Consider the following 26,247-nt stretch of genomic DNA (forward strand, 5'->3'; position numbering starts at 1 on the left):
TTGAGATTTTTTATGAAAAACATAGATTTTTTATTATGCTAGAATTAGCCTAGATATAAGTACTTTTTTCATAAATAAAGTCATTTATAAAAAAATCACCCTGCTCCGATCACCCTGCTCCGATCATTTTGCTCCCCTTTGCCGGTCTCATTTTCCGGACATTTTCCAAAATCACTCCCCTAAGCCCTAAACTATGAACACTCTCTGTACTCTTTACTAGATACAAAAAAAAACACCTGACCCGTTCCGCCATGCCGATCTCATTAACAGGTAACATAAAACGGGATACCGTCTCCGATATCCCGTTTATGTTCTGACGCTCTATAATCGCTTCAGATCGTCGATAGCCTCCCCAAGCTCATTCCATACCATTTCGCTGATTGTGTCGTGTACAGAGGCGCGTAGCTCGTCTAGCGTCATCTTAGGTGACTGCTCCCCGAGTGCTTCCTCGTATAACCAACGCTTTACCCGTACCCCGATATCCGCGTCCAGTCCGTTCTCGCAAGCTGTGCCGTGATCGTCTAGCCAAGTCTCGATATACGCGCGCTGTTTCTTTGTGAGCATATTAGGCGGTGAAGTCGTCGGGAGTAATATCAGTAAACGTGTCCGCCTGATCGTCATAATTCCAGCCCGTAAGTCCGTCCATTTCTTCCTTGTAAGCGTGGCGCACAAGGCACACGCGGATACGGGGGCTGTTCTTTTTGTTGAGGCAAGCCTTGGCTACTTCCGCATGTTCTAGCGTGTCGTACAGTTCCTTGTTATCCTCGACGCTATCCACGACAAAGAAAAGGCGCGTATCCGTTTCAAGTGCTGGGTAAAGTTGCTTCGTCATATTGATTTCTGTCATGGGGTAGATAGTTCCACCCTCGCAGAAACGGCCTAGAGCGATTCTAAGCCGTTCTGTGCGAGTTTGTGACCGGTGCTAAACAATCCACTCCCCATGTTCGTTGAACCGCCAACCGAGAGAGTCAAACACGGTTGCAGGGGAAATGTCTTTTTTATCCGTTCCCGTTTCTTCAAAATCTAGCAGTTCCGCAATATACTCCTGTACGATTTGATCGTCGCCATATCGTTGCACCACGTAATCTTGCCCGCGCTTGTCCAGCTCGTCGTATTTGTATGTTTGCATATTATTATAGAAGTTCTCGGATATAGAACATGCCTTTTATGTCATTGATCTCCTCGAGCTCAGTCGTCGCTTTCTCAAAACGGTCGAGAGTGTTATCAAGGTTTTTGAGAAGATTTGAAATGTTTACAATGGCTTCATCTGTCCCGCTAATGCGTGCCTTGATTCCCTCGATCAAGTCGGGCATGTCTGCAAACCAAATTGTTGACCGTTCGGCCCATTCGTTGTAAACGGTCAACGTATATTCTCGCTCGCCATAATCTTTTTTTTCTAGCGTTGCGTAGATACATGGGTAAGCTTCTGATTTTGTTTCGTTTTTTTTCGTCTCGCTGTCCCAACGCGTCACCTCTCGAAAGCGTTGGCCGGATTTTTCTTGGATAAACGTACAGAGGCGTTTGTTAATCTGCTTGCCCGTGTACTGCTCAACGATCTCTAGCGTCTTTTCTAGCGTTTTGCGTTCGTTACGGGTCTTTTGTGACTGGGTTTCAAGGGCTTCACGCACTTTTAGCCTGTCTGGTGGATATCGCATAAAGGTATATTTCGGCCCTTTAGATTTGAGCCAAGGGATAAGCCGGAGAGTGTTTCCGGCTTACTGCCTCGGATCACATGGTCGATAACGCCCATGTGCCAGCGGCGACATATTGTGTCCATACTTAGCGCATGAACGCGGGGACAAGTTCCATGACTTCCAGAACGTCGATCTCTGCCATTTCCTCTGGAGACGCTACAAGTTGCCAAGCAACGCCGTCGAGTAAAGCAGCAACGATCTGGAGTTTACGATCTTGTGACATATGAGAATGTGCTAGAGGGCTTAATTTTGCCCTTGTGCGGTGGCCTAGCGAGTAACTAGGCCAACGAGTCAAGAGCGACGATGTGACGGCGTGTCCGTCCGCGTAGAGGCTTCAGCGCGTTCGCGCTTGGCGATCTGCGAGGGGCGGACTTCCGATCCAAGCTGGTCGGTGTTATAGACGTTGTCTTCATCGTCGAAGATAGAGGGAAAGAGCGTATCAAGGGCTTCAGTCATGCTGTTCATGGGTTGTCTCCTTTGACCTCTATATTAAACCATATCTATTAAACCCTGTCAATAGTGTTATCTTAGCCAAGAAACAGGGATAATGTGGATAAGTATTTATCCTATTAAACATAACCCATTTATAGCGTCGTAAAATAACCCCTTTCATGCGTCGTAAAAGACCAGTTATGCGACGCATGCCAAGGACATAGCACAGCATAAGCAAATCCAAACAATAATCTTTTACGACGCATCGCATACATAAACAAGCATGCGTAGCATATCGATATACCCTAGCTTGTGCCCTGCTATGTGACCCCCCCTATTGAATAGATGTTTACTCCTTACTCCCCCTCCCCTACTCCCCTAGTGGCAAAAGTTAGTAAGATGTTTTCTGTATATAAAAAATGGGGGCGGCATCCCCTCTTCTTTTTCCTTCGCCCCTAGTAACGTCAAAACTTAGCCACTTATCTCCGGACACGTCACAAGTTAGTCAAGCAATATGCTACAATCTTTCAATGGAAGCGAAACTCCTAAATATCCCAGTCATCCCGAAAGACAAGATCCTTGTGGAACTCCCTCCCCCGGATCCCAAGTTCTTTTTGTCGGTCTCTGAGGACGATCTACCGCCACCGGAGATCATCGCTGAAACGATCCTCAAATACTTTTGGAGACGTAAGAGCGGTTACGAGGATGTCGAGATCATTTCCCCATCCGGTGAAAAGAAAACACAGACTCAATTCGTCCGTTCCCGTGTCCCTCTTCTCTCCGAAGTCTCCCGCCTCTTTGGTCTCACGAAGCATGAGCTGATCCTCCTCGCGAAAAAATATCCTGATACAATCGGTCGGTCTATTGATGCCGCTCTCGATGTGACGGACGAGAACATGATCCACAACACCCTTGAAGGCGTGTACCACCCGTCCTCTGCTGCACTTGTCGCTCCTAACATCTCACGCATCGTCTCCAAGCAACAGGTGAAGATCGAAGAGCAAAAGAAAATCTCCCCGATCCTCGATCAGATTGAAGCGAACAAAACCCCATATGGAGATCACTCATAGCGAAACAGAAATCGATCCCCGCCTTCTCGATAAGAGTTGGCGGTTAAGGAATCTCTACTGGATCAAGGATCGAAACGGTCTAGTAATCAAGTTTATTCCAAATGAAGCGCAGGATCTCTTTTTCCTGAACCGGCATACAAGAGAAATTATTTTGAAAGCTCGCCAGCTCGGCTATAGCACAGCGACGGCGATCGATATTCTCGATGACGCTATTTTTACTAAGCATCTTGCAACAGCAATCACGGCAGATAAGTTGGAGAACGCGAAAAACATTTTCGATAAGATCGACTTTGCATGGCAGATGTTTCCAAAGGAGTTGAAGGAATATCTTAACATCGAGTCCGAGTCTGATTCTTCCACGGAAATCTCTTTCACGAACGGTTCCTTCATCAAGGTAGGCACGAGCTTGCACTCCGGAACCTATCAGCGTGTTCATGTATCCGAGTACGGCCCTTTGTGTGCGCAGTTTCCAGACAAAGCAGAGAACCTAAAGAAATCTGTCTTTCCTACCGTTTCAGAACACGGACGTATCACAATCGAATCCACGGCAGAAGGTGAAGGAAACGACTTCCACGATCTTTGCGTTGAGGCAGAAGCCAGAGCGACAAAAATCGTGAATCAACCTCTCCATCCGCTTGAGTTTAAGTTTACCTTCGCTCCGTGGTACATGAACACGGAATATCAGACTCCTCCGAGTAGCGTCGATATCCCTGATCGTCTCACCCGCTATTTCGATGATCTCGAAAAGAAAAAAGGTATCGTCATTACACCGACACAAAGAGCATGGTATGCCCTCACGGAACAGAGCCAGAAGGCGAGAATGAGAGAACAGTATCCAAGCACTCCGGAAGAAGCGTTCTTGAGTTCCGGTGACCGTCTGTTTGATGCCGATCTCATTAAAGCGAAACTCGAAACCGATGTCCTCGCACCCGTTCAGATCCTCATGGAAGGGCGACTCCTGATCTATAAACCTTTTGTTCCAAGACATCGCTACGCCGTCTCCGGTGATCCGAGTCAAGGGATCGGGCGCGACTCGGCAACAGCCCAAGTCATTGACTTCACGACGAATGAACAAGTAGCGACGTTCGAGGATCCAAACATTTCCCCGACAGAGTTTGGAGATGTATTGCAGTACATCGGACACCTGTACGGAACGGCCCTCCTTGCACCAGAGAGCAATAATCATGGACACGCGACCGTTGCCCGACTCATCGAACTTGGATATCAGAACCTCTATCGTTTCGTTGTGAAGGGTACTCTCGATGAACATGAAACCGAGCGTATCGGTTGGCTGACAACGATGGTGACGAAGCCGAGGATGTTCTTTGAACTCTCCGAAGCTCTCTCCGATCCCCATTCCCCTCTTCTTGTACGCGATGAAGCGACGTTGAAAGAAGCTCAGTATTACCAGAAAGGCGAGACAAACATCATTTCCCCTCTCTCCCGCAAGAAGCTCTCCCGTCACTATGACCGCCTGACAGCGTTGGCTATTTGCTATCAGCTACGCGATGAAGCGACCGCATCAAACACGATTAGCGAGAAGCAAGATAAGCGCGTGAAGGAACGTAGACAGCGGAACCGGTCGATGCACTAGTAAAAATACCGTAAAATGAAAGCATGGTACAATAAAGGCAATTTTATTATGCCCAACTATAAACCGGCAGAGCGCGAACGCCGCCAAGACGTACAAAATCAAGCTGGACAGTTTGATCCGACGAAGCCTATGCAGTCGCAGGGTCTCTTGAACTTGATCCACGACATGCGCCGTAGCTACGTTGAAGATGATATCCAGATCGTCGAGGGTCTTACATGGAATCAGCGGAAGCTCCTGAACAATATCCATTATTATCTCTTGAGCAAGTTCGAGAGTGGACAGACCGATGAGAACGGGAACGAGCGATATTTCCATAACATCATCAATTCGAGAAACGCCCACGCAAGCAAGAACATTGACCTTGATACGAAGGATATTCTCCTGACCGCCGACTCCGAGAGCGGATGGTTCTTTAGCTTCATCCTCCGGAACGAGATCCGTAGCTGGATGGACAAGAGTGGGTTCGCCTCCCTCCTGAACGATCTCTCCGAGAACCTCCCTAAGTTTGGAAAAGTTATTTGGGAGAAGTGCTATGACGAGGACGGGAACATCAAGATTAAAGAAGTCGATATTCGCGACTGTATTTTTGATCCAAGCGCAAAGACAATTTATCCAAAAGACTCCGGCGCATTTTTGAAGCGCACGATCCTTGCTCCGTGGGAGATCATGGAGAAGGTAGAATACGGGAACTGGGATCGAGATAGCGCAATCGCCCTCATTAACGCCGCTCCGATCAAGCAGGACAAGTTTATTTCAAGCAACGGTTCCGGTTCTTTCGCTTCAACGACGTACTCGATGACAGACACGATCCCGTCCATCGACGTTTATGATTGCTGGGGCTTCTTTCCGGCAAGCGATCTACGCGCGGCCGGTTGCAAGATGAATGGTGAAGAGGACATGGAGGACGGTAAAGACGGCATGGAGACTCCGGAATATCTTTACGCTCACGCGGTTATCGGCGGCATTGAGTCCGGTGCAAAAGAAGGGAATATCCTTTTTGCTGAACTCGCAGAAATGGAAGATTTCCCGTTTAAGGAATGTAACTGGCATCGCAAGATCGCCGGCCGATCTCTCCCGATCTCAAATAGCGAACTCTTGATTGACCTTCAAGCGCGAATGAACGAGTTGATTAACCGCTTCTTCTCCGCGCTCCGCATGGGATCTCTCCATTTGTTCCAGACACGCGGAATGACGGGACTTTCTAACCTATTGCAGGACGCGCAAGACGGAGATGTGTTCGAGGTAAAGAGCGAAATCACGCCTATCCCGACGGAACTCCGCGCGTTTCAGCAGTACGCCGTTGAAGTACAGAACATCGAAGCGCAAGCTGATCGCATCTGTAACACCGTTGAAGTCGTGACGGGTGAGGCTCTCCCGACAAACACGCCGTTCCGACTCGGCGCACAACTCACCGTTTCCGCACAAAAGATTTTCGATAAAGTCCGTGAAGATTGCGGAATCTTTATCACGGAAGTATTCACCGACTGGATTCTTCCGGAGATCATTAGCGAACTTTCCGAAGAGCATGTCCTTGAACTTGTCGGATCCGTCGATGAACTTCGCACGTTCGATGAAATGTACCGCAAGTATCTTCTCGCCCAATCCGTGAAGGATTATGTTTTGCAGATCGGACGGCTTCCGGCTGACGAGGAACTGAAAATGGTTGAACAGACTCTTGCCGACGAACTAAAGAACGCTGATCGCAAGGTAAAGATCGAGAAGAAATACTTTACATTAGAGAAGATCAAGTCCATGCGATTGAGCTTCGACGTGACCGATGAGCGCAAGAACTTCAACGCGCAATCGGAAACGATGAGCAACTTGCTACAGATCATCGCAAGCAATCCGGCAATCATGCAGGATGAAACGGCGAAAAAGATCATCGGTTCGATCCTCGAAGCAAAGGGCATCTCTCCGATCCAGTTCGCAAGCCTTTTGAGCAAACCCGCTGACCCGATGATGGGAGCAGGAGCCGCCGCTCCCGCCGCAAAAGCCTTCTCCGAGAATCCGGGGGACGCGAACAACGGACTGAACACGGAGAACGTCACAAAGAACCTTGAACGCGCCGCCGCATAAATCAATAAATAAAATATGGTATGATACCCAACGGAGATCTTGACATCCAAGCTGTGCAGGAGTTTGTCGCCAAGAACCCCGAGCATCCAGTCGTTCGCGGGATGCGAAAGGAAGTAATGGCCTGTCTCGCTGACTTAGAGAGTGTGCGGAACATTTCTCCGGATGGCGATATTGCAATGCAAGCTCTAGGCAAACAGTATGCTCTCGTGCGGCTCGAAGAGTTGTTCGATCATCTCGGCTTCGGTGTCAAGAAATCTCCGTCCCAAAAGCCTCAATCCTTTCGCTAATTCTTTTTCTATAATCTTATGAAGATGAAATCTTCCAAAGTGCTTTCCAAGGCATCGCCGCGCTCAACGAATTACGAGGGCATGGCTTCCAACATGGGCAAGCATGGTAAGGCCGCTACCGGCGGCAAAGAGGCTCGTACCACCTCATACAGCAAATAATCTCTTCGTCACAAAAGACGGTAAAATGACCTAAAGTCACAAAAGACTCTAAAATGACTAAACCCTCACAGTCACTAAAGACTATAAAATGACCCCATTATGTCTGATGAAACAAAGACAACCGAACCCACGGAAGAAAAGGATGATGAACTCGAACTCGATGATTCTGATCTCGATGAACTCGACCTCGGTGACGAGGAAGAAGAACCGGCAGAAGGCGACGACGATAAAGATCCAGCCGACGGGGACGGAGACAAAGAACCTTCCGATGAGAAGGATCGAACCGCTGCATTAAACATTCAGCGAAAGAAGTTCCGTGATCGCGCTTTGAAAGCCGAAGCTCGTGTTGCAGAACTAGAGAAGAAACAATCTAAACCCACCTCGAAAAAGTCCGACGTTTCCGCCGACAAAGCGGATCGTATGGACTTCCGCTTCGACCATCCGGAACTTTCCTCAAAAGAAGTAGACGAGATTGAAGCGATTGCCAGAGCAAAAGGTGTATCGCTCGAACAAGCGATGAAGTCACCGGTCATCCAAGTCTTTCTAAAAGCGTCAGCGCGAAAGCGTGAACACGCGAAGGCTTCACCGGAGACACGTCATCGTGCCGCGCCGCGTATCAAGGGTAAAGACCCTATGGATATGTCCCCCGAAGAATTTGAAAGCTTTAAGCGTCAAGTGAAATCAGGGCAGTTCAAGCCATAGCACTACTGGCATGAGAGGTTTTAACTAACCTACTATGCCTATTCAAACATCCTCAACAGTCGCACACGCCGTAAACAACTATTACGATCGTGTCATGCTTTCCCGCGCTTTGCCTCACCTTGTTCACACATGGTTCGGTCAGGTGCGCGACATTCCGACCAACAACTCGAATGTCATCAAGTTCCGCCGCTACAACAGCCTCACGGTCTCGACTACGGCTTTGACCGCTGGAACGACCCCTTCGACGGCTTCCCTTTCTGTCACCGACGTAACGGCCACTTTGGCTCAATACGGTAACGTGATTGAAACGTCCGACGAACTCATGCTCACGACCCTTGACCCGTACACAACGGAAGTCATGGAACTCTTGGGCGAGAACGCCGGTCAGACGCTCGATCAGATCTGTCGCGAAATTCTCGTTGCCGGCACAAGCGTTCAGTACGCTTCGTCAGCCACGTCCCGCGTCACGGTCAGCTCGGCCATGAAGCTCACCGCCGCAGAAGTCCGTGAAGCTGTCCGTACTCTGAAAAATAACAACGCTCGTAAGATCGCTTCGATGATCTCTCCGAACCCGAATGTTGACACCGTTCCTGTCGATGCAGCCTTTATCGGCCTCATCCACCCGAACACGACATACGATTTGAAGAGTGATGCCGCGTTCGTCCCTGTCGAGAACTACCCATCACAAGCCAACGTCATGCCGGGCGAAGTCGGAAAGATCGATGAAGTTCGCTTCATTGAAACGACCTACGCTAAAGTATGGACGGCTGCCGGAGCCGCCGGTATCGATGTGTATGGAACGCTGATCCTTGGTGCTGATGCCTACGGTGTCACCCGCCTTGCCGGTCACGCGATGGAAGTTATTCAGAAGGCCCTCGGTTCAGCAGGATCCGCAGATCCTCTCAACCAGCGCGCAACAGCCGGTTGGAAAGCATGGTTCACGTCCGTCATCTTGAACAACTTGTTCATGACCCGCGTGGAACACGCAGCCTCGTAGTCGTAAACGGCTTGTTAATTCAAGGGGAGGTTAAAATCTCCCCTTAAAAACAAACCTATGTCCACTAAAAAAGAACTCGAACTCGACAAGATCCCGGAATCCACAGACGAGGAATCTGCTCCTGAAAAGGAATCGGAAGCTCCTAAGTCTCGTGCGGTCTCTCCGAGGAATGTCGAGGCTCAAAAGAAACTTGCAGAAGAAAAGGTCATCTCTGATGCCGTCATTCCTTCCGGACAGTTTCTCGTAGAAAAGGGTCGTCAATTTATTGCCGCCCTTGAACAGCAACCCCTCATGCCAACGATGGTCATGGCCTCAGCCAACGATCAAGCTGGTATGCGTCAATTTGAAATTCAGGGCGTAAAGATCAATGTCCCAACGGGCAAGCCGATCAATATCCCTGAATCCGTTGCTTCGCTAATTCGTGATAACTTCGGTTACTAACTATGTCTCTTCCTAACCCGGGGGCTGGTCTTTCCAACAAGGATCTGATCGGTCTCCTCAAAACTGTTAAGTGTCGTGGCCTCGCCTCTGCTGGCGTTGTCATCGGTACGTCTTCTGCCGCGCAGGTCAAGTGGGGTTCCTCAATCGTCGCATCTATCCTTGGCAAAATTGTCACGGTCACGACGGATGAAGTCGCCTTTACTGCCACCACGCATGATATCCCTGCATCAGCATCTGCTGTTCAGGAAGCCGTGTACGCCGTTGAAGTCGATGCCGCCGGAACTGTTACCTTGAAAATGGGTGCAATTTCCTCTGGCTCTGGTACGGCTCTCTGGCCTGCCGCTTCGACGGATAAGGCCGTCATCGGTGGCGTTCGCGTCGCTGTCGCCGCTGGCTCGACTCCGTTCGATGCCTCTACCGATCTCTTGTCGGCTAGTCACATTACAGACACGTTCTATAATGTCACTTGCTCTCCGACGGATCTTGGTGAAGTTCTCGCCGCCTAGTCGTGTTATAATACGGGGGACAACTGAAAAGTTCTCCCTCGTACTTACACCATGACATTAACCGAATTACGCGCGATGGCGCGCAGGAAGATCAGCTTCCAGTCAACGGCTTCTGCAAAGTACGGAGATACCGATCTCGATGCTAATTTGAACATGTGGTACCGCATCCTGCTCGGATGGGTCTTTGAGAGTACCGGAGTCTGGGAGTTTAACGGAGAAATGAGTACGACAGGTCTTGTTTCTGGACAAGAGGAATATGTCCTTCCTTCCGATTTTGTGATCTTGAACCGAGTTGAGATTCTGTATCCCGATGCAACGGACTACGTTAAGGCGAACCGTATCGACGACAAGCAAGTAGACGGTAGCGCATTTGGTAATGATGAGATTGCTTTCGGTTCCGCCGGATCTCCCGTTTACCGTACCTTTGGCAATTCCATTTTTATTTACCCATCGCCAACAGCTGCCGTAACAGCCGGACTTCGCATCGAATACCTGACGGATATTACCGAGCTTTCAGCATCCGGCGATGTCCCCACTCTGAATACTCTCGTTCATCATGTCATGGCAATCGGCGCGGCTTACGAATACTGCTTGACAAACGAGCAACCTAGAAAGGCTAAGATGCTTTCCGATCAACTGTTTGGCCGGCAAGGATCTGCCGGAGGCGAGTCATTAAAAGCTCAAGTTCAGTATCTTGCCGCGCAACGTGATCGTTCCGTGAAACAACGTATCATCCCACGTTTCGCTTCATTCCGATAATACCGTGGTATAATATCCCTATGGAAAGAATCTTTGAACATGAAGGAACCAAATATGTTAGAATCAACAAGCACCTAGCTGCGCCCTTTAATGACGTTAATGATAATGGTGTGCCTATCATCAAGTCTGAGAGCGAAGACTTTATTAACGAACACGGCGTGCCAAGCAAACGCATCAAGGTGAACTGCTTAACTATTTCTCCCGCATCTATAAACCCTAATATGGCCTCTGGAATCTATAATCGCTTCAAAGCGAACCTGATGAACAAAGAGTGCGATCTTGAAGCCGACACAATCAAGGTTGCTCTCGTCAACAACAGTCACTCGTTTACGGCGACGCATAACGGGTATTCTGATATTTCCGCGAACGAACTCGCGGCAACCGGCGGCTACACGACCGGTGGCGCGGCTCTTGCTTCAAAAGCCGTCACGCAGGCGGCGACGACAAAATTTGATGCTGCCGACACTTCTTGGACTTCTGCCACGTTTACCGCGTACCACGCAGTTATTTACGATGATACTCTTGCCGGCGATGACCTTATCGCTTCCATTGACTTCGGCGGAGCGCAAGCAGTTTCCTCCGGTACGTTCACGATTCAATGGCACGCTGACGGAATCATCACCTTGGCGTAATAGACTGAGCCGTGGGACGGCCTAGTAATAAAACAATACCTATGCCTTGTTCCGCATATTCAAAGAGGGGCGAGGTTCTCGATTGGATCCAGTCCTCCAAAGAAGATCACGAGCAGTGGATGTCGATACATCCACTGTATCGTGCATATCTAACGGTCGCTCCGGTGTTTATTGTCTCCGTAATCATCGGTGTGTTCGCGTACCTGTACCTGATTTAATATGGCTATTGCCTTTCTACAAGACGGCGAGACATTCGAGCCGGGAACTGGCACATCGATAACGATCGCTTTTGATTCTGGATCAACTGGAAGCGATCGTTATCTTGTTGTAGCTATTTTGGTGCAACAACCGACAAGGTGACAGGTGTCACCTATAACGGCGATGCGATGACGTTGCTAAAAAAACAGGTAGGAACCGCGCAAGGTGGTCTCTACATGTACTTGTACGGCCTCGCGAATCCAGACACGGGGACAAATAATATCGTAATTTCAGCGAGTTCATCTATTGCGAATCCGCCTACCTGGTACGGAGTCTATACAGGTGTTGACGCAACGCAACCTGACGATGATGCGTACAATTCTCGAGGTTCCGGAAGCGGATCGTTTGCTGTCACGCTTACGACGGTTGCTGATAACAGCTGGATTGTTGCGATGGAAATGGATAATAACGGAGCCATGGCAGCAACAGCGGACTGTATAAAGCGTATTGGCTGGTCAAGTGGATATGGAACGCAGGTTTTTGATTCAAATAGTGCAAAAACTCCAGCAGGATCAAATGCTCTTACAGTTACAGGCTCTAACGGAGGTGCCCAAGATCTTTTAGGCATCTCGCTCGCTCCAAAATCCGCCACAATCGTCACTCCGTCCGCATCGCACTCTGCCACTCAACGCTCCAGACCGAACGGGTTATCACGGATACAGTCGCCCCGTCAGCGCAAGCTCTTACGGTCGCTGTCCTCGCTCCGTCTCTAAAAACAGACGATTCTTTGCTCGAGCGCACAGGCTCTCACGCTCACTTCAAGTTCCGAACATCCTTGCGGGAAAGATCGCAACTCCTTCCGCTCTTGCCCTCATCCGCTCTTGCTCCCACGTCTTCGCTCCGGCCGGACAGCGCCAGTTTCAGCAGTCGCTCTGACGAGCGCTGTTTACGGAGTCACCTTTGTCCTTGGGCAGACGGTCTCCCCTAGCCCGCTTGAACTTGCCCTTACGTTGAAGTTGATCGCCGGACGCTGGAACAATCGCGTGAAGCCAACCTCGACGTGGACGAACAGGACAAGACCATCTTAGTCTTGGTCAGATCGCACTCCCCCGACAACAACTTGGTCTTGATTCGTGGTATAATCTAATCATATGCCTTTACTTATCCCCCGAGATGACAACGACGCGATTATTCAACTTGTTCCTCCTGTTGCAGCACTCGCAAGAACTTTAGACACAACGATCAGCTCTGCTACGTCAGTAACGCTAAACGCAGCGACTACGTTGATCGAAGTCACGGCTTTAACGCAAGGTATTTATATGCGCTATTCGGCCGGAGCCTCGAACTCAAACTTCGATGAGTACATCCCTGCAAACAGCACACGACATTATGTTAAGCCTAGCGGAGTAACGGTTGTATCTTTCTTGGAAGCCGCGGCATCAGCAACGTTGATCGTGATCGAGAAGTAAAATTTATGCTGAACCTGAATACCATCGGTTCATTTGGAAGCCTTGGCGGCGGAGATCGCGCCACGGCTTCTTTGCCATTGTTTTCAGGCGGCACCTTCACCCGAAGCACCGAAGGTTCATATCTAACCGGCGCACCGACCGACGGATCGACGGCGTTTTTAGCGTGGGCTGCGGTCGATGCCCGTCGTATCGAGAATCGCGGTGACGGACTTGGGAGCATGTTGTTGTTGGAGGGAGCAAGAACGAACCTCCTCATCCAGTCGCGCGATATAAATACCACTGGCGGTTGGGCTGCCGGCTCAAGCGACACGCCGACGCTAGATGCAGGACCAGGCCCCGATGGAGCAGCACTCGCAGATCGTGAACAGGTATCGTCTGCTGGCTATGGAAGATACAAGGCCACGACGGGAGGCGGGACGACGGTTGAGGTTTCCACCTCTGTCTACTTGAAGCGGATGCCATCTGCCGGTTCAGGCACAGCGCAAGTAAACCCTTACGACTCGGCCTACCGCACCGTACAGTTTGCTATTGACGAGACATGGAGCCGCGCGTCGATTGTTAGGATCCCGTCGTTCGCGACGATTTCGTACATTCCGTGGGAAGGCCGAGTCGGTGCCGCCGGCGTTAACATGGCACTCGACTATTTGTGTGATCTCCACCAGATCGAACAGGGAGCGTTCCCATCCTCTCCTATCCGTACGACCACAGCCGCAGTAACCCGCTCTGCTGACGCTCTTTCATACGCAGACACCGCTTACCCCGCTTCGTTCTTAACGCGCGGTTTCCGTGTTCAGTTCGCTCCTGACGCATCAAGCGCGGAGGTAGTAACGGCTGGTGGAATGAACGTTGTGTATTTCGCCGGAGGAGCGACAAGCCGTCTTGAGTTCTCGTTCTCGGGCGCGGACTGCCAGCTCTATAGCTACGATGCCGGAGGCGCACAGCTCATCGCTACGGTTACATTTTCTCGTGGTCAGCTAATCACAATCGACTGGAAAGAAACGGAGGTCATCATCAGCGGTTGCACCACGGGAGACGGTACTTATCCAAAGACAACGGGAGCGATGTCAGGCGGAACGATGCACATCGGAACGTCGCTTACTTCCCATCCCTTCTTCGGCCGCTTCGGTCAAGCAATCACGGCATTGTAAAAAATTAGTGATATAATAATAAACATATGAAACTCCCTCAACTTCAAATCGCCCCCGAGACAAAGAAGAAGATCATCAAAAGTTTAATGATCGCATCAGCCGGTTTCGCGGTAGGACTCGTCGGTATCCTCATGGCCGACCCGAACGTCATCGCATGGCTTTCGCAGCATCCGATCTACTCGCTCGCGATCGCGACGTACCTACCAATGGTGCTAAACGCTGTGAACGAATGGCGCAAGAACGCGGAGCGTGTTGGAAAACTGTAATCTCCTATGGCATCGAAGACCGCCGACGCTATCGCCGCTCGAGCCGCCTCCGCAGAAACGGCGGCGGCGGCCGCTATAGCTCTTGCGGAAAAGGCGGCACGAACGGCAGACGCTCTCGCTTCTGCTAAGGCTGCAACCGATACCGCGTCAGCTCTCCTCGCTGCTGACCTTGTTAGAATCAAAAATGACTTGGCCGAGATCAAGACGGCCCTTCAAAGCGGGTATGTAACGCAGGAGAGGTTTCGCGCCGTAGAAGCGGACATCTCTGCCAACCTAAAGTTAGCAGAACTCCATGCGGCGCGTATTACGGCCCTTGAAAACTCAAAGTTTGAGAACGTGGGAAAAGGTGATGGGATGAGAGCGATGTGGGGTTGGATCGTCGCGGTCATCTCACTCGTGATAATGGTAGGTGGATTCCTTATTCAAAATTTGAGACTTAAGTAGACCCTCGCTATGAGCTTCCAGCTCGTCCTAGGCCAAGATGACCGCAGGCTCTATGCAGAGGTCGAGATCGTCTACGAAGACGGTTCTACGGTCTTTCGCAGAGTACCCGCCAACAACCGTGTCACGCTTCACTTCGACGAGGTAGCCCAATGCGAGTCCGACTCCACGGTTCAAAATCCGTTGTGACGCTCAAGCACTTCACGATAGTGTAAGGAGCATGTTATAGTAGGTGTATATGCCTACTAGAAAAAATGAGTATCGTCTCCTCTTAAGGAGGGGTGACAAAGACGTTGTATGTAGAGTCGATGCTGATAGTCTACCAATCATCGCTATCTGTGAGTGGACGGTCGGCAACAACGGTTACGCTACAGGATCAATAAGAGGCAAACCTGTGCTTCTGCATCGGTTAATACTTCGTTCAGGGACAGGCGAACAAGTCGACCACATCAACGGCGATAAGCTCGACAATCGGTATTGCAATTTACGCATCGCTGACCAGAGGCTTAACAGCCTCAATAGGCCTCTGCGCAAAGACAACAAGACTGGATATCGTGGCGTAACCTTCACAAGTAAGGGTCGGTATCGGGCCAATATAACTTCGAACAAGAAGACTACATGGCTTGGATCATTCGATACCCCAGAACAGGCCGCCCATGCTTACAATGTCGCCGCGTTGAGACTCAATGGTGAACACGCGAGACTAAATCTTCTCAATCCTGCTGAAGCCGCCTGACAAGAACATATCTCCCTCCTCGTAGGGAGATATGTGTTATAATACTGGTGGACTAACTCCACATATTCATATGCAAACTAAAGTATCCCCACTTTTGAGCAACGGTATTACCGCGCTCATCACAGCTTTTCTCGCCGTCGGTGCAACCGTTGGTGTCATGACAGTAACGACTGCTACGATTACGACAGGGACAATTACCACTCTTGCTGCCGGAACGGTCGCAATCGGAGGCGGTACAGCCGTTGATTTCACGAAGATTCAATCTTCCACAATCGATGCCGCTAGCATCGGCCCCGGATCCGGCACAAGTTCCGCTGTCGCGTTTACCGGAGCCGCACTTGGAGACAACGTGGATGTCGGACTCACCGGGAACTGGGCTGCTCCATCTTCGTCTGTTGTTGTCACGGCTTCCGTGACCGCCGCCGATGTAGTCACGATTCTCTTCCAGAATACTTCCGGAACCGCCGTTAACCTGACAAGTGCTGCTTACAGCGTCAAAGTCACATCACCGTAATAGGTATGTCTTTTCGCTATAAGCTAGAGCTTGTAAGCGAACAGGGAAACCCAAAAACTGTTTCCGCTATCGCTTCTGCAAGCGAGGAAGAAACACTCGCACAAGCAAAAACTCGCGTGAAGCAAGTCGTTCGTAAGATCTACGATAACTATTTGCAACGCGCTTCCACAGACGAGGAGTTCACTAACGCACTTATCGAGGAAAAAGTATGACCACTAGACCCGGACTAATCTTAGACTCACCTATCGCAATTTCCGAACTCCCTGATTTCGAGATCTTGTCTGGCGGATCTGACGAGGAATCCGGGTCTTGGCTTTCCTACGTTCCGAGATTCCGATCACAAGGCCCAACGAGATACTGCACAGCTTTTGCCGGTACCGCGATCGCTTCGATGTTCAATAAGAAAGAACATCCACAAGGGACAGAAGCAACCTTCTCTCCGGCGGAACTGTTCTTTCGTTCCGGCGGTTCTCTCATGGGGAACTCGCTCTTGAACACGATGCTTGCGATGCGGGATACCATGATCTTTGAAAGCGATGTTCCTACCGAAATTCCTGACGGCTGGGGACAAAGCGTTTACAATAGACTTAAGAAGATTTCCTATTCATCAGCGGCTCAAAAAGAGGCGGGGAAGCCTTTTGCAATCAAGTCGGTATCAAACGTCACGCCTACGGATAAATGGCTTAGAGCGGCTCTCAAACAGTCTCCGGTCATGATCGCTATCCCGATCGGTAAGGGATACTCATTCAAGGTTGCGCCTAACCCGACGACGGTAAACGACTATCACGCTGTTGTTCTATTACACATCGAGAACGATGGGACGAAAGTTATCTTCGATTCTCTATCTTTTGCCGGCGGCTTCGACGGTGTCCACAGACTCGCGCCGGACTACGATATCTTGTATGCGCTTTCGAGCATTGATCTCCCGAATGACTGGTACGAGACGCAGCAAAAGGCGAAACAATACCCGTTCATGCACGCGCTCAATCACTACGGTCTACCGCGTAATTACTTTGCTGAACTTGAGAAGGCAAACTTACTCAATGTCACGTTGAAGAGTCATCCGACACTTCTTGCCGGAGCTGGAAAACTTTGGACGGTACTAATCAATGCTATCGTATACGGTTCGTACTCAATACAAGACATTTTGAACGCACTTACGTCTATCCGACGGACAGGTAAAAACCCGTTTGACTTTAATAGGTTGAGAAGCGATCAATGATATGCAAGTAGAGAGAGAGTGTCTATTCTGTAAGAGCAAGTTCCAAACGCGATCTTCAAGCGTTGGTCATTATTGTTCTCGGTCATGCAACAACAAGAACAGGAAACCTCGGGGCAAAAAAAGCCTAGAACGTAGAGAGTGCGGTGTATGTTCCAAAGCATTTTTTGACTTTCCATCTCAAGCAAAACGTTTTTGTAGTGTGGAGTGTGGATATCAATCAAAACGAAAAGGTGATGTGACAAAGAAATGTCTCAATTGCGCTAAAGATTTTATCCTAATCCGAACACAACACAGAGTGAATGATCGTATCTTTTGTTCTAGAAGATGCTCCGGTGTCTCTAAACAGTATCAAGGCGAGAACGTTAGCGCTTCTGGTTATAAGATGTCTGGACATGGTAAATCCATGAAAAAACTTCATCGCGTTTTAGTTGAGAACCTTTTAGGCAGAGAATTGGCCACAAGAGAGACAGTCCACCATATCGACGAGGATAAAATGAATAACACATTAGGTAATCTTTTTCTCTTCCGTCATAAATCCGCGCACCAACGCTGGCACAAATTCCTAGATAGGCACAGTCTGGATGGTAAAATACTAGAATCGAATCTTAATCTTCTAGCCTCTTAATCATGCCCCGCATTACTCTTGATGCCGCTCTCTGGTTTCGAGGTGCAAGCACTTCCGATAACCTTGCAGACGGAGGATTCTCGCCTGACGACAAGGGCGTGAGTCTTTTTATTACAGAAGGAGTATTGAAGCCGGGGCCTCGTGATCTCGGAGTCGGAAGCATTTTTGATGCTAACGGCGTGATCGCGTGGAACGTAGCAAAGACTCTTCTCTCAACGGAGTATGGCTATGCGCTTACAGCGAACGCATCAAACGATGGCGAGGTCATGGCTCTGAACACCGGAGGCGCGGCATCGCATACAAGCAAGTACGGGCCGGATACCGGACGTGACTATAAGGCGGGGATCAGCGATGTCATCAGCTATAAGTCGGGGATCATTTGGACGAGTACCGCCGATATCGCTCTTGCCGGAGACTATGATTGGTGGACAGCGACCCTAAGCCTTGGCGCACTAGCTTCATCGAACGAGGTCACGCACCGCATGTTGATCTACGGAGATATCCTGTACATCGCTGACGGTCGCTATATCCATTCTTGGGATGGAACGACAGGAACGTACAACGCTCTCGATCTTCCGGCTGACTACAACATTACGGATTTTTGCGTATCAAACAACGTGATTGTCATTTCAGCAGAATACTTCTCCAGCAATACTTCCGGAGATCGTTATGGTAAATCAAAGATCTTTACTTGGGACGGTTTCTCGCCTTCATGGATTGATGAAACAGATATCTTTGAACACATCGACTGTCTCTTTCCGTTTGGAGGAACGCTCTACGTTACGACGAAAGACTATTTTGGATACTTCAACGGAAGCGCAATCGCTCCGTTACGCAAGCTCACGTCGCAAGTACGCCGTCACCAGATCACAGGATTCAAGGATCGTATCATGATGATTCAGGGGGACTCGATCCTCTGTTACGGAAACCCGATTCCGGGTCGTCAACGCTTCTTCTCGTACCCGTGGAAGCATGAGGACGGTACATTATCGAGTATCTTTAGCTTTTACTCGACGCAGTTACTTGCATCTCGTGGTACAACTTCCATCGTTATTTCAAACTTCGATACTACAAGCGACGGAAGTGACTTTGTGCGGTATTTCAAGGAGAATCGTATTCCGCTCGGAGACTATGCCTATATCAAGAAGTTCACGTTCGAGCTGGATGCGGCGGTTGCTTCCGGCGATACGCTTGATATCTACTATTTGAACTCGAACGGAGATACAAACACCGTTGGATCAATCAACAATACAGACCATAACGGTAGACGTGAGATCGTCCTTGATGTCGAGAACGATTTTCCGACGTACACGGTACAGCCTCGCTATAAATGGACAGACGGTTCAATCGGGATCCGTCGCGTACACATTGATTATGAGTTCTCCGAAGACCGCCCAACGAAGTAGCCATTACTCGGCTTCTTCCCTTGATCGACGTAAGTTCGAGCCTCTTGCCGATCCGAATTACACGCCGGAAGCTTCTCCCGAAGGTATCCACGGAGAAGCGAAAGATGAGCGTGGCCTGACGTTATCCCGCCACGCTCACACCGGAAGAGGCGACGGAGTTCCGATTAACGTCCTCGATTTAATCGGTCTTATTGAAACGGTCGCGGCTGTCCCGACGATCGTTCCTAAAACACTTTGGGAGTCGATTAAGTTTTATTCCAGCGGCGGGACACGACGTTTGTATGTCTATGTTAATGATTCAGCCGGTACGGGAGCTTGGCGGTATTGTGTTTTGATGTAGGGCGTTTAGATATCGTGTTATAATAAAGCTAATTTATGGCTACAACAACGCAAGACGGCTACGCCTCGAAGGATCCAGACGTGCAAGCACAAATAGCCCTGATGCAAAAAGCCGCATCCGGTCAAGGTGCTTCCCCCGATTCCTTCTCTCTGATTGATCCGGGGGTTTTGCCGTACTCTCCTCCAAAGACTCTCTCTCCGGAAGATGCCGCGAACGCTGCGAAATACTCGACTCCGCTTCCGCCGAATGATCCGGCTTCTTTGCGTGGTTCAAGACAGGATCCTAATTATCTCGGCCCGACGAACTTTGGCAAAATCCAGCAGAGCTATACTCCGTATCAGATCGAACAGGCTACAACGAGGAATGAGAACGGAGATATTTTTTGGAAAGAGGGTGTAGACATTAACAAGATTCCACCGGCCGCGAATGGTACGGGAGCATTGACCCCACCAAAAACAACGGATCCTTTGAGTACGGATAACGCTTCCACATCGGGAGTGAACATGAGTTCAGGCGGTCTTGACTCTACGTTTGGTCGTCAGCAAACGGAAGCCGCCAGCAAGTACCTTGTCGGTATTCAGTCCACGATTGACGGGCTTCTAGCGACCCAGCAGAAGATGTACGAGGATCAGAAGAAGGAATCCGAAATAAAGGTAGGCAGTCTTATGGATCGCTTGCGTGCGAGCCTCGATGGGACGCAGTACAAGAAACAACTCGATCGTGACCGCCAGCTTTTCGAGGTCGAGAAGAATATCAATACATTGAACGTGATCCGCGAGAAGCTATCCGGTGCTACAAGTGCTTTGGAATCCGGTCTCATTTACGAGGAAGGCCGTCCGGTTCGTATGGCGCTCCTTACGGGACGCATGAGTGAGTTAAAGAAGCAGGGCATCGCGCAAATCAATGCTTTGTCGAGTGCTGCAGAAGTCGTGAAGGGAAACATCGATATCGCTCGGGCTTATGCAGATGATTCCTTGAACGCGATCAAGGCTGACAATGCGGAGAAGAACGCCGCCTTGAACACGCTTCTTGATCTTGAGAACGCGAAACTAATTAAGCTCACGGCCGCGGAAAAGGATACAATCGACTCGCGTCGCAAACTTCTTGAAGATGAATCCGCGAGACTTGAAAAAGATAAAGACTCACTTTTCGATCTCGCCGTTAAATATCCATCAGCATTTGCCCAGGGGGGTGTCTCATTCCTTGATGATCCGGCGACAGCTCTCAAGAAGATGCTTCCCAAAATGGCCGCAGATGAGAAGCAACAGTACGATTTGGATATCGCGCAAGCACAGGCGAGTCTTGCCGCGACGAACAGAAGTAATCGTGGCGGATCCGGAGGAGCGGCGGGAACCGGAGGCGTGAGCGAGGCTTCTGATTATATCGCTTGGTTGAAGACAATCGAGGTTCCTGATGAAGAAGCGGCGAAACGCGGATTAAGCAAGGCTCGCAAACTTTCACCGGAAGAGATTAAAGCGGATGTCTATAAAACATTTGGCAGCTCTCTAAAAACAACGGAGATTGATCGCGTGATGACGGATATTCTCGGAAAAGAAGCAGTCCAGAAAACGCTTAGCGCTTCACAACAAGTAGCCGAGATCAAGAATCAAACATGGCTCGATCAATATAATGCCGGAGAAATCGATTACGATCCTAGCTTGAACATGACGATCCCTAAATAACCTATGGCAAGTCTCTACGACCGATATAAGCAGGAGAAAACTCTAGCCCCTACGGTTGCAAAGACAAGTAGTACGGGGGGAGGGGATGGCTCTTTGTATTCTCGCTTCCAGCAGGAACAGAATCGTGCAACAGATGAAGCGAAACGAAAAGAGGTAGCGAGTAAAATGAAGTACACGGAACCGGCTCCGGTAAAAAAGATCGAGCCGGGGCCGATGTCTAAGGCCCCGATCAAACTCGCCGCTCCCGATAAGCCGGATGTCGGCAAATGGTTCACGTCTACGGACACGATGCCAAATATTCCTTCTCCGTCGGATCTGCCAGAGCCGGTGAAGAAGATAGCAAAAATCGGAGCAGGGTTTATTGCGAAAGGGATCAACGAGAAGTTTTTGAGTGGAGGCATGGAGATTCCCGGTATGTCGGCTTCACCGGAACAATACGGTCAAGCTATCAGCGACTCCGTGAAACAGGGCGTGACACAGTATCAACGTTTATTCGGGCGACTGAAAGATTTTGCAGGAGTGTATACGGAAGATATTGATAATACAGAAAAAACGAAACGTTCACTCGACGCGGCTTCTTCTGTTTTGATTGACGCGGGAGGCGCGATTTTCTCCGGCGCATTGAACGTAATTGGATCGACCCCTGCCGGTAAGATTGGTGTAGAAAACTTTGGTAAGTTGCTTGAAGGGACGATGGACGTAGCGGGAGGTGCCGCGTCAAAGGGTTTACAAGCCCTACCGATTGACAATGATTTCAAACAGAAGATCGATCCCTCGATCCGCGAGTTCGCCGGAGCCGTAGCCGTTGGTCTATTGTTCAAAGCGGCACATACGGGAGGTAACAAAGTAAAAGCAAAAGTTGAGAGCATCGGGGGCTTCAAGTCCATGTTTGGTATCGAACAGAATAAGCCGATCACGCCGCAGACGGTAGCCGAGGCATATAAGACGCAGACGGATTCCATTACCGCACAGGGCGATTTGAACAAGGTAGATATTATCAATGGCTTGAAGCCCGTCATGGACGAGATCGCAAGAGTCGGAGAAGCGAACTGGAATCCGGAAACTTCTCCAGCGATGCGAGCGATCAATCAGGCGGTGGATGTTACTACGGAAACATTGAGAGCCGATTCCGATGCTATTGCGACAACAGCGAAAGCCGAGATCGTGGATAGCATTATCAATAAGCCGATCGATGGCGAGACAATCGCGATGCGTAAAGCGATGGACAAGGATATGCAGTTCGCGTTCGAGAACGAGATCTATGACCTGAACGCAAAGAACGATATTGACTTGGCAAAAAAGGTAGAATCGGAAGCGATTAACTTTGAGCGTATTGTCGATCCGTTCGATGAACGCGCCGGCTATTACGACGCGCAAACGCGCACGATCAAGATTAACGAGGATCGTATCCAGACTCTCGTTGATACCCTTGCTGACGGCAAGAAGGCATTGAAGATTCAAGAAGGTAAACTCGTCACATCGTTTCACAAACTCGCTGACGAGACTCTTGCTGAACTCAAGACACGATTAGAAGATACGATCATCCGTCACGAAACGGCTCACGCAAAGACGATCACTCCGGAAGATCTCGCGCGTATGCGCGTCGCGAGTGAGCTTGGTGATACGCCTGTTCTAAAAAAGATTAGATCCGAGATGGAAGGAAAGGCAGACCGCTACACGATTGAGAACGCTTCAAAACTCCTTGACGATAATCTCGTGAAGGATATTAACCGAGCAACGGAGGCGACGTATGCGAGAGACAACATAAAGTCGCAAATGGATTCCCAGAAGTACGCGAACGATGAAATGAACGCGGCTTACGATCAGTACAAAAAGCTCGTCGATAAAAACGACAAGTATTATCAGGCCGGAGAGGAAGCGTTCCGTAGCCAAATGCGTGAAAGCCCGAAGTACCGGAACATGACCGATGTTCAGTTCCGCCAGAAGTGGGACGGAGCGATGCACCGTGGCGTAGACGGAAGCGGATTCATGCGTATCGATGATCTCTTTGATACGTTGCGTAAGCGTTACGATGCCGAGAAGAAGTTGAAGACGCAGTATGATGATCTGAAAAAGAGTCAGAAGGGATTGTTTGCCGGCAAAGAACGCATGGATGACCGTGTTCGTCGCGCCATGCGTGAAGCAATCAAGACGGAGAAGGCTTCACAGAAAACAGCCGGAGAGCGTACAGCCTTCTCAAAGGGACGCATGTTCGAGAACATTCGCGGTAAAGTCGAGAAGGATATTATCCGTGAGCGGATGAAAACGACCGTCGGTAAGGTTCGTGAAAGATATCAGAAGCGTTATTTGCGTACACAGATCAATGACATTGTTAAGCGTTTACTTCCTAAGCGTACCCGTGGAGGGCGCATGACGGGCAAGCTGACACCGGACACGCAGAAGTTCATGATCGATGTATACAAGAATCGCAAAGCGAACGGTGCCGAGGCTGTCTCAAAAGCGATGGACGCGATCATGGCATGGCGTAAAGAGAACCCAGCGAATCAATACGCGGAGATCCCGGAGAATCTTTACCGTGATCTTAAACTTGCCGAGGCTACCGGATACCTGCGGCAAGGAGTCGGAGATCTTAAAAAGACGGTTGAAGCCTTAAAGGACATGCGAAGTGAAGCGATTGCCGCGCGTAAAGCGAAGCGCGATCACGCCGCACAGGTCGCGGAGGGCTATGCCTCGGACATAAAAGAGACTCTGACAGGCGCAGAGAACTTTGAGGTTGATCCGATTAAGAAAGTAAAAACTGAAAACTTTGTTAGCAGAGGAGTCAAGGCATTGATGTTCGGTGGAAAAACATTGAACGCTCTTGTTGATCCGCTCGGACGCAAGATGCGAGAGTTATCAAAACAAGTCTCCGAGAAGGCTGATATTGTAAAGATTAAAGTTATCAAAACGTATGATGGTATCGAGAGCGCGTTCCTAAAAGAGTACGGGTGGAAATGGGAGAATGAGGTAGCAGATAAAATGAAAGCGCAAGTAGAACTTGGTACGTTCATCGATGCAAATGGGAAAAAACAAACACTCCGCGCTTCGCGTTTCGAAGCGATGGAAATCTATTTGAAGTTCAAGGATGCAAAGTTCAAGGAGAATCTGCACCATGCGAACGGCAACGCTTTCACGCCGGAGATGACGGATAAAGTCTTTTCAATTCTTACAGACTTCGATAAAAAGATGGCGGATCAAATTCGGGAGGGGTACAAGAAGCAGCACCAACCGTTCAATGTAGCGTTCAAAGGAAGAACGGGTGTCAACCTTGGGTATACCGAGGGCTACGGTGGGCCGATGCGATACGCCGACGACATCCGTTTACAGAAGGACATTGAGAATGGACAGAACACGATCGACATGGGTTTCGCCGACTACTCGACGAGAAAAGGTATGAGTGTTCAGGGCGGCGCGTCGCGTACCGGACATATCGGAAAGATGCTCATTAGCGACAATCCTATCCGTGACTATTTGGAGTACATTCGGTCAACGGAACACTTTATCCAAATGGGTGATCTCATCGGTACATTGGATCGTGTCATGGCCGATCCGAACGTCACGGGTGCTATGGATCAAAAGTTCGGCATGGACTATGTGAACAATGTTAAATTCCATATCGAAGATGTCCGTCAGGGGGGTATCGTAAGAAGTGGCGGTATCGTTTTCAACAAGATCGTCGGAGCTGTACAGGGCAACGTATCAAAATCTCTCATTCAAAACTTCTCCGTATACGCGGGACAGGTCGCGGATATCGCTACCTTTGCCGCAGAAGCAAAGAACACGGGGACATATTTTAGAGGCGTAAAAGACTGGAAGAAGTGGGTTCCATTCCTAGATAAATATGCGCCGTCTGTTGAAGCGAGAAAAGGAAAAGTGGAAGCATCACTCATCGAGCGCGCCGAGGGAAAAAAGAATAAGTTTTGGCGAACCGTTGATAAGATTGGAGATGTAGGTACGGCTCCTATTGAAAAGATTGATAGCGCAGTGACGACGCGAGCATCCGCCGGATTGTTCGCAGATCGCGTCGAGTTCTATAAGGATCTTGGAGAGAGTGACGAGGGGGCTTACAAGAGAGCCGGCCGTGACATTGGCGTGTTCATCAAAGACAGCCTATCCACACCGGACTATCTCGGGAAATCGAACATGGAGAAACGCGCCGGATACGCGCAACTTATTACAGCTCTACGCAATCAGCCGAACAAGACATTCCATAGGCTAGTAACAAAAGTGACGCAGTTCAAGCGTGGAGATATTTCAGCGCGTGAACTCGGACACTTCCTGTTCTGGAACAACATCGTTCAGCCGACGATGTACTACGGACTCCGTACAGCCGTGAAGCAAACGGTACGAGGAGCGAAAGCAGCTGGACTTCGTTTGGTCGGAGCCGATGAAGCTGCGGATCGCGAGGACGAACGTAGAGAAAGTGAAAACTATGCGCGAGGCGCGACATTCTCCGTTGTGAACAACGCTTTCAGTACATTCGGTATCGGTGATATCGTACAGACGATTGTTCTGGAAAACTTATTAGGAGGCAAAGACTACGAACTGCGTCCGTCCGTAATGTCTGCTGCGTGGGAAGATATCGCGGGAGGTATCGCCGAGTTAAGTGATGGAGACATCGGTTCCGCTATCGGAAAAACAGGACGCGGTACTCTACGCTCCGTCGGTATCGGAGACCCGCTCGACTTCTTCGGGTCGTACCTTGTAGAGATGGCTAAGATAGAAAAGGACAGAAAGAACGCCGAGAAAAAAACTCCGGAAGCGAGGATCGATGCAAAGAAAAAAGCGGCCGAGAAGAAGATTGCGGAAGCGCAGAAGGCAAGAAAAAAGTAGGGGCGATGCCCCTACTTT

Annotated in this window: 32 protein-coding genes; 26 read left to right on the top strand and 6 right to left on the bottom strand. The window is 49.7% G+C overall.

Features of this window, described 5'->3' with window-relative positions:
• Window positions 1-321: 321 nt before the first annotated feature.
• The 6 genes from IPL32_18835 to IPL32_18860 form a co-directional block, all read right to left on the bottom strand.
• Window positions 322-621: a hypothetical protein gene (locus tag IPL32_18835; protein ID MBK8467873.1), complete on the bottom strand. Its 300-nt coding sequence runs from the start codon at window positions 619-621 to the stop codon at window positions 322-324.
• Window positions 566-847 carry a hypothetical protein gene (locus IPL32_18840; protein MBK8467874.1) on the bottom strand — a complete coding sequence of 94 codons (282 nt, stop codon included), beginning with the start codon at window positions 845-847 and terminating at the stop codon, window positions 566-568. The genes IPL32_18835 and IPL32_18840 overlap by 56 nt, the downstream gene beginning before the upstream one ends.
• Before the next feature lie 75 nt (window positions 848-922).
• Window positions 923-1,129, bottom strand: a complete 207-nt coding sequence (locus IPL32_18845; GenBank protein MBK8467875.1) for a hypothetical protein — start codon at window positions 1,127-1,129, stop codon at window positions 923-925.
• A 4-nt stretch (window positions 1,130-1,133) separates the two neighbouring features.
• Entirely contained in the window at window positions 1,134-1,655 is a 522-nt protein-coding gene (locus IPL32_18850; protein ID MBK8467876.1) for a hypothetical protein, read from the bottom strand.
• A gap of 124 nt (window positions 1,656-1,779) precedes the next feature.
• Window positions 1,780-1,917, bottom strand: coding sequence for a hypothetical protein (locus tag IPL32_18855; GenBank protein MBK8467877.1), 138 nt, complete (start codon window positions 1,915-1,917; stop codon window positions 1,780-1,782).
• A gap of 68 nt (window positions 1,918-1,985) precedes the next feature.
• The gene (locus IPL32_18860; protein ID MBK8467878.1) at window positions 1,986-2,159 is read right to left on the bottom strand and encodes a hypothetical protein; all 174 of its coding nucleotides are present in this window, start codon (window positions 2,157-2,159) and stop codon (window positions 1,986-1,988) included.
• 497 nt (window positions 2,160-2,656) lie between these two features.
• Here IPL32_18860 and IPL32_18865 point away from each other — a divergent pair, with 497 nt between their 5' ends.
• The 26 genes from IPL32_18865 (at window position 2,657) to IPL32_18990 (ending at window position 26,229) form a co-directional block, all read left to right on the top strand.
• Window positions 2,657-3,196: a hypothetical protein gene (locus IPL32_18865; GenBank protein ID MBK8467879.1), complete on the top strand. Its 540-nt coding sequence runs from the start codon at window positions 2,657-2,659 to the stop codon at window positions 3,194-3,196.
• A gap of 151 nt (window positions 3,197-3,347) precedes the next feature.
• Window positions 3,348-4,790, top strand: coding sequence for a hypothetical protein (locus tag IPL32_18870; GenBank protein ID MBK8467880.1), 1,443 nt, complete (start codon window positions 3,348-3,350; stop codon window positions 4,788-4,790).
• A 48-nt stretch (window positions 4,791-4,838) separates the two neighbouring features.
• The gene (locus IPL32_18875; protein ID MBK8467881.1) at window positions 4,839-6,866 is read left to right on the top strand and encodes a hypothetical protein; all 2,028 of its coding nucleotides are present in this window, start codon (window positions 4,839-4,841) and stop codon (window positions 6,864-6,866) included.
• 20 nt (window positions 6,867-6,886) lie between these two features.
• Window positions 6,887-7,153 carry a hypothetical protein gene (locus tag IPL32_18880; GenBank protein ID MBK8467882.1) on the top strand — a complete coding sequence of 89 codons (267 nt, stop codon included), beginning with the start codon at window positions 6,887-6,889 and terminating at the stop codon, window positions 7,151-7,153.
• An 18-nt stretch (window positions 7,154-7,171) separates the two neighbouring features.
• A complete protein-coding gene (locus IPL32_18885; protein MBK8467883.1) occupies window positions 7,172-7,312 on the top strand; it encodes a hypothetical protein in 141 nt (46 codons plus the stop codon).
• 99 nt (window positions 7,313-7,411) lie between these two features.
• A complete protein-coding gene (locus tag IPL32_18890; protein ID MBK8467884.1) occupies window positions 7,412-8,014 on the top strand; it encodes a hypothetical protein in 603 nt (200 codons plus the stop codon).
• Between the two features lie 34 nt (window positions 8,015-8,048).
• Window positions 8,049-9,011 (top strand): N4-gp56 family major capsid protein, encoded by a 963-nt coding sequence (locus IPL32_18895; GenBank protein MBK8467885.1) that lies wholly within the window; start codon window positions 8,049-8,051, stop codon window positions 9,009-9,011.
• Between the two features lie 57 nt (window positions 9,012-9,068).
• Window positions 9,069-9,452 carry a hypothetical protein gene (locus IPL32_18900; protein MBK8467886.1) on the top strand — a complete coding sequence of 128 codons (384 nt, stop codon included), beginning with the start codon at window positions 9,069-9,071 and terminating at the stop codon, window positions 9,450-9,452.
• 2 nt (window positions 9,453-9,454) lie between these two features.
• Window positions 9,455-9,958 carry a hypothetical protein gene (locus IPL32_18905; protein MBK8467887.1) on the top strand — a complete coding sequence of 168 codons (504 nt, stop codon included), beginning with the start codon at window positions 9,455-9,457 and terminating at the stop codon, window positions 9,956-9,958.
• A 51-nt stretch (window positions 9,959-10,009) separates the two neighbouring features.
• On the top strand, window positions 10,010-10,717 hold the full coding sequence (locus tag IPL32_18910) for a hypothetical protein (protein ID MBK8467888.1): 708 nt from the start codon (window positions 10,010-10,012) through the stop codon (window positions 10,715-10,717).
• Between the two features lie 20 nt (window positions 10,718-10,737).
• The gene (locus IPL32_18915; protein MBK8467889.1) at window positions 10,738-11,349 is read left to right on the top strand and encodes a hypothetical protein; all 612 of its coding nucleotides are present in this window, start codon (window positions 10,738-10,740) and stop codon (window positions 11,347-11,349) included.
• Window positions 11,350-11,705: 356 nt separating this feature from the next.
• Complete coding sequence (locus IPL32_18920; protein MBK8467890.1) at window positions 11,706-12,320, top strand: hypothetical protein; 615 nt, start codon at window positions 11,706-11,708, stop codon at window positions 12,318-12,320.
• Between the two features lie 378 nt (window positions 12,321-12,698).
• On the top strand, window positions 12,699-13,016 hold the full coding sequence (locus IPL32_18925) for a hypothetical protein (GenBank protein MBK8467891.1): 318 nt from the start codon (window positions 12,699-12,701) through the stop codon (window positions 13,014-13,016).
• A 5-nt stretch (window positions 13,017-13,021) separates the two neighbouring features.
• Complete coding sequence (locus IPL32_18930) at window positions 13,022-14,164, top strand: hypothetical protein (protein ID MBK8467892.1); 1,143 nt, start codon at window positions 13,022-13,024, stop codon at window positions 14,162-14,164.
• Between the two features lie 26 nt (window positions 14,165-14,190).
• Window positions 14,191-14,430: a hypothetical protein gene (locus IPL32_18935; GenBank protein MBK8467893.1), complete on the top strand. Its 240-nt coding sequence runs from the start codon at window positions 14,191-14,193 to the stop codon at window positions 14,428-14,430.
• Window positions 14,431-14,436: 6 nt separating this feature from the next.
• On the top strand, window positions 14,437-14,874 hold the full coding sequence (locus tag IPL32_18940; GenBank protein MBK8467894.1) for a hypothetical protein: 438 nt from the start codon (window positions 14,437-14,439) through the stop codon (window positions 14,872-14,874).
• Window positions 14,875-14,883: 9 nt separating this feature from the next.
• Window positions 14,884-15,060 (top strand): hypothetical protein, encoded by a 177-nt coding sequence (locus IPL32_18945; GenBank protein MBK8467895.1) that lies wholly within the window; start codon window positions 14,884-14,886, stop codon window positions 15,058-15,060.
• Between the two features lie 49 nt (window positions 15,061-15,109).
• On the top strand, window positions 15,110-15,607 hold the full coding sequence (locus IPL32_18950) for an HNH endonuclease (protein MBK8467896.1): 498 nt from the start codon (window positions 15,110-15,112) through the stop codon (window positions 15,605-15,607).
• A gap of 70 nt (window positions 15,608-15,677) precedes the next feature.
• Complete coding sequence (locus IPL32_18955) at window positions 15,678-16,121, top strand: hypothetical protein (protein MBK8467897.1); 444 nt, start codon at window positions 15,678-15,680, stop codon at window positions 16,119-16,121.
• Window positions 16,122-16,126: 5 nt separating this feature from the next.
• On the top strand, window positions 16,127-16,333 hold the full coding sequence (locus tag IPL32_18960) for a hypothetical protein (GenBank protein MBK8467898.1): 207 nt from the start codon (window positions 16,127-16,129) through the stop codon (window positions 16,331-16,333).
• On the top strand, window positions 16,330-17,343 hold the full coding sequence (locus IPL32_18965) for a hypothetical protein (protein MBK8467899.1): 1,014 nt from the start codon (window positions 16,330-16,332) through the stop codon (window positions 17,341-17,343). The genes IPL32_18960 and IPL32_18965 overlap by 4 nt, the downstream gene beginning before the upstream one ends.
• 403 nt (window positions 17,344-17,746) lie before the next feature.
• Window positions 17,747-17,968, top strand: a complete 222-nt coding sequence (locus IPL32_18970; GenBank protein ID MBK8467900.1) for an HNH endonuclease — start codon at window positions 17,747-17,749, stop codon at window positions 17,966-17,968.
• A gap of 2 nt (window positions 17,969-17,970) precedes the next feature.
• Entirely contained in the window at window positions 17,971-19,374 is a 1,404-nt protein-coding gene (locus IPL32_18975; protein MBK8467901.1) for a hypothetical protein, read from the top strand.
• Window positions 19,343-19,714 (top strand): hypothetical protein, encoded by a 372-nt coding sequence (locus IPL32_18980; GenBank protein MBK8467902.1) that lies wholly within the window; start codon window positions 19,343-19,345, stop codon window positions 19,712-19,714. Before IPL32_18975 ends, IPL32_18980 begins: the two co-directional genes overlap by 32 nt.
• Window positions 19,715-19,749: 35 nt before the next feature.
• Window positions 19,750-21,396, top strand: coding sequence for a hypothetical protein (locus tag IPL32_18985; GenBank protein MBK8467903.1), 1,647 nt, complete (start codon window positions 19,750-19,752; stop codon window positions 21,394-21,396).
• Window positions 21,397-21,561: 165 nt separating this feature from the next.
• Window positions 21,562-26,229 (top strand): hypothetical protein, encoded by a 4,668-nt coding sequence (locus IPL32_18990; protein ID MBK8467904.1) that lies wholly within the window; start codon window positions 21,562-21,564, stop codon window positions 26,227-26,229.
• Window positions 26,230-26,247: the final 18 nt, after the last annotated feature.

It is taken from the genome of Chloracidobacterium sp. (genome assembly GCA_016711345.1).
Taxonomy (GTDB): Bacteria; Acidobacteriota; Blastocatellia; order Pyrinomonadales; family Pyrinomonadaceae; genus OLB17.

Coding starts and splice junctions, on each gene's coding strand:
- IPL32_18835 (MBK8467873.1), bottom strand. CDS start 621: ATGACGATCAGGCGGACACGTTTACTGATATTACTCCCGACGACTTCA.
- IPL32_18840 (MBK8467874.1), bottom strand. CDS start 847: ATGACAGAAATCAATATGACGAAGCAACTTTACCCAGCACTTGAAACG.
- IPL32_18845 (MBK8467875.1), bottom strand. CDS start 1,129: ATGCAAACATACAAATACGACGAGCTGGACAAGCGCGGGCAAGATTAC.
- IPL32_18850 (MBK8467876.1), bottom strand. CDS start 1,655: ATGCGATATCCACCAGACAGGCTAAAAGTGCGTGAAGCCCTTGAAACC.
- IPL32_18855 (MBK8467877.1), bottom strand. CDS start 1,917: ATGTCACAAGATCGTAAACTCCAGATCGTTGCTGCTTTACTCGACGGC.
- IPL32_18860 (MBK8467878.1), bottom strand. CDS start 2,159: ATGAACAGCATGACTGAAGCCCTTGATACGCTCTTTCCCTCTATCTTC.
- IPL32_18865 (MBK8467879.1), top strand. CDS start 2,657: ATGGAAGCGAAACTCCTAAATATCCCAGTCATCCCGAAAGACAAGATC.
- IPL32_18875 (MBK8467881.1), top strand. CDS start 4,839: ATGCCCAACTATAAACCGGCAGAGCGCGAACGCCGCCAAGACGTACAA.
- IPL32_18880 (MBK8467882.1), top strand. CDS start 6,887: ATGATACCCAACGGAGATCTTGACATCCAAGCTGTGCAGGAGTTTGTC.
- IPL32_18885 (MBK8467883.1), top strand. CDS start 7,172: ATGAAGATGAAATCTTCCAAAGTGCTTTCCAAGGCATCGCCGCGCTCA.
- IPL32_18890 (MBK8467884.1), top strand. CDS start 7,412: ATGTCTGATGAAACAAAGACAACCGAACCCACGGAAGAAAAGGATGAT.
- IPL32_18895 (MBK8467885.1), top strand. CDS start 8,049: ATGCCTATTCAAACATCCTCAACAGTCGCACACGCCGTAAACAACTAT.
- IPL32_18900 (MBK8467886.1), top strand. CDS start 9,069: ATGTCCACTAAAAAAGAACTCGAACTCGACAAGATCCCGGAATCCACA.
- IPL32_18905 (MBK8467887.1), top strand. CDS start 9,455: ATGTCTCTTCCTAACCCGGGGGCTGGTCTTTCCAACAAGGATCTGATC.
- IPL32_18910 (MBK8467888.1), top strand. CDS start 10,010: ATGACATTAACCGAATTACGCGCGATGGCGCGCAGGAAGATCAGCTTC.
- IPL32_18915 (MBK8467889.1), top strand. CDS start 10,738: ATGGAAAGAATCTTTGAACATGAAGGAACCAAATATGTTAGAATCAAC.
- IPL32_18925 (MBK8467891.1), top strand. CDS start 12,699: ATGCCTTTACTTATCCCCCGAGATGACAACGACGCGATTATTCAACTT.
- IPL32_18930 (MBK8467892.1), top strand. CDS start 13,022: ATGCTGAACCTGAATACCATCGGTTCATTTGGAAGCCTTGGCGGCGGA.
- IPL32_18935 (MBK8467893.1), top strand. CDS start 14,191: ATGAAACTCCCTCAACTTCAAATCGCCCCCGAGACAAAGAAGAAGATC.
- IPL32_18940 (MBK8467894.1), top strand. CDS start 14,437: ATGGCATCGAAGACCGCCGACGCTATCGCCGCTCGAGCCGCCTCCGCA.
- IPL32_18945 (MBK8467895.1), top strand. CDS start 14,884: ATGAGCTTCCAGCTCGTCCTAGGCCAAGATGACCGCAGGCTCTATGCA.
- IPL32_18950 (MBK8467896.1), top strand. CDS start 15,110: ATGCCTACTAGAAAAAATGAGTATCGTCTCCTCTTAAGGAGGGGTGAC.
- IPL32_18955 (MBK8467897.1), top strand. CDS start 15,678: ATGCAAACTAAAGTATCCCCACTTTTGAGCAACGGTATTACCGCGCTC.
- IPL32_18960 (MBK8467898.1), top strand. CDS start 16,127: ATGTCTTTTCGCTATAAGCTAGAGCTTGTAAGCGAACAGGGAAACCCA.
- IPL32_18965 (MBK8467899.1), top strand. CDS start 16,330: ATGACCACTAGACCCGGACTAATCTTAGACTCACCTATCGCAATTTCC.
- IPL32_18970 (MBK8467900.1), top strand. CDS start 17,747: ATGAAAAAACTTCATCGCGTTTTAGTTGAGAACCTTTTAGGCAGAGAA.
- IPL32_18975 (MBK8467901.1), top strand. CDS start 17,971: ATGCCCCGCATTACTCTTGATGCCGCTCTCTGGTTTCGAGGTGCAAGC.
- IPL32_18980 (MBK8467902.1), top strand. CDS start 19,343: ATGAGTTCTCCGAAGACCGCCCAACGAAGTAGCCATTACTCGGCTTCT.
- IPL32_18985 (MBK8467903.1), top strand. CDS start 19,750: ATGGCTACAACAACGCAAGACGGCTACGCCTCGAAGGATCCAGACGTG.
- IPL32_18990 (MBK8467904.1), top strand. CDS start 21,562: ATGAAGTACACGGAACCGGCTCCGGTAAAAAAGATCGAGCCGGGGCCG.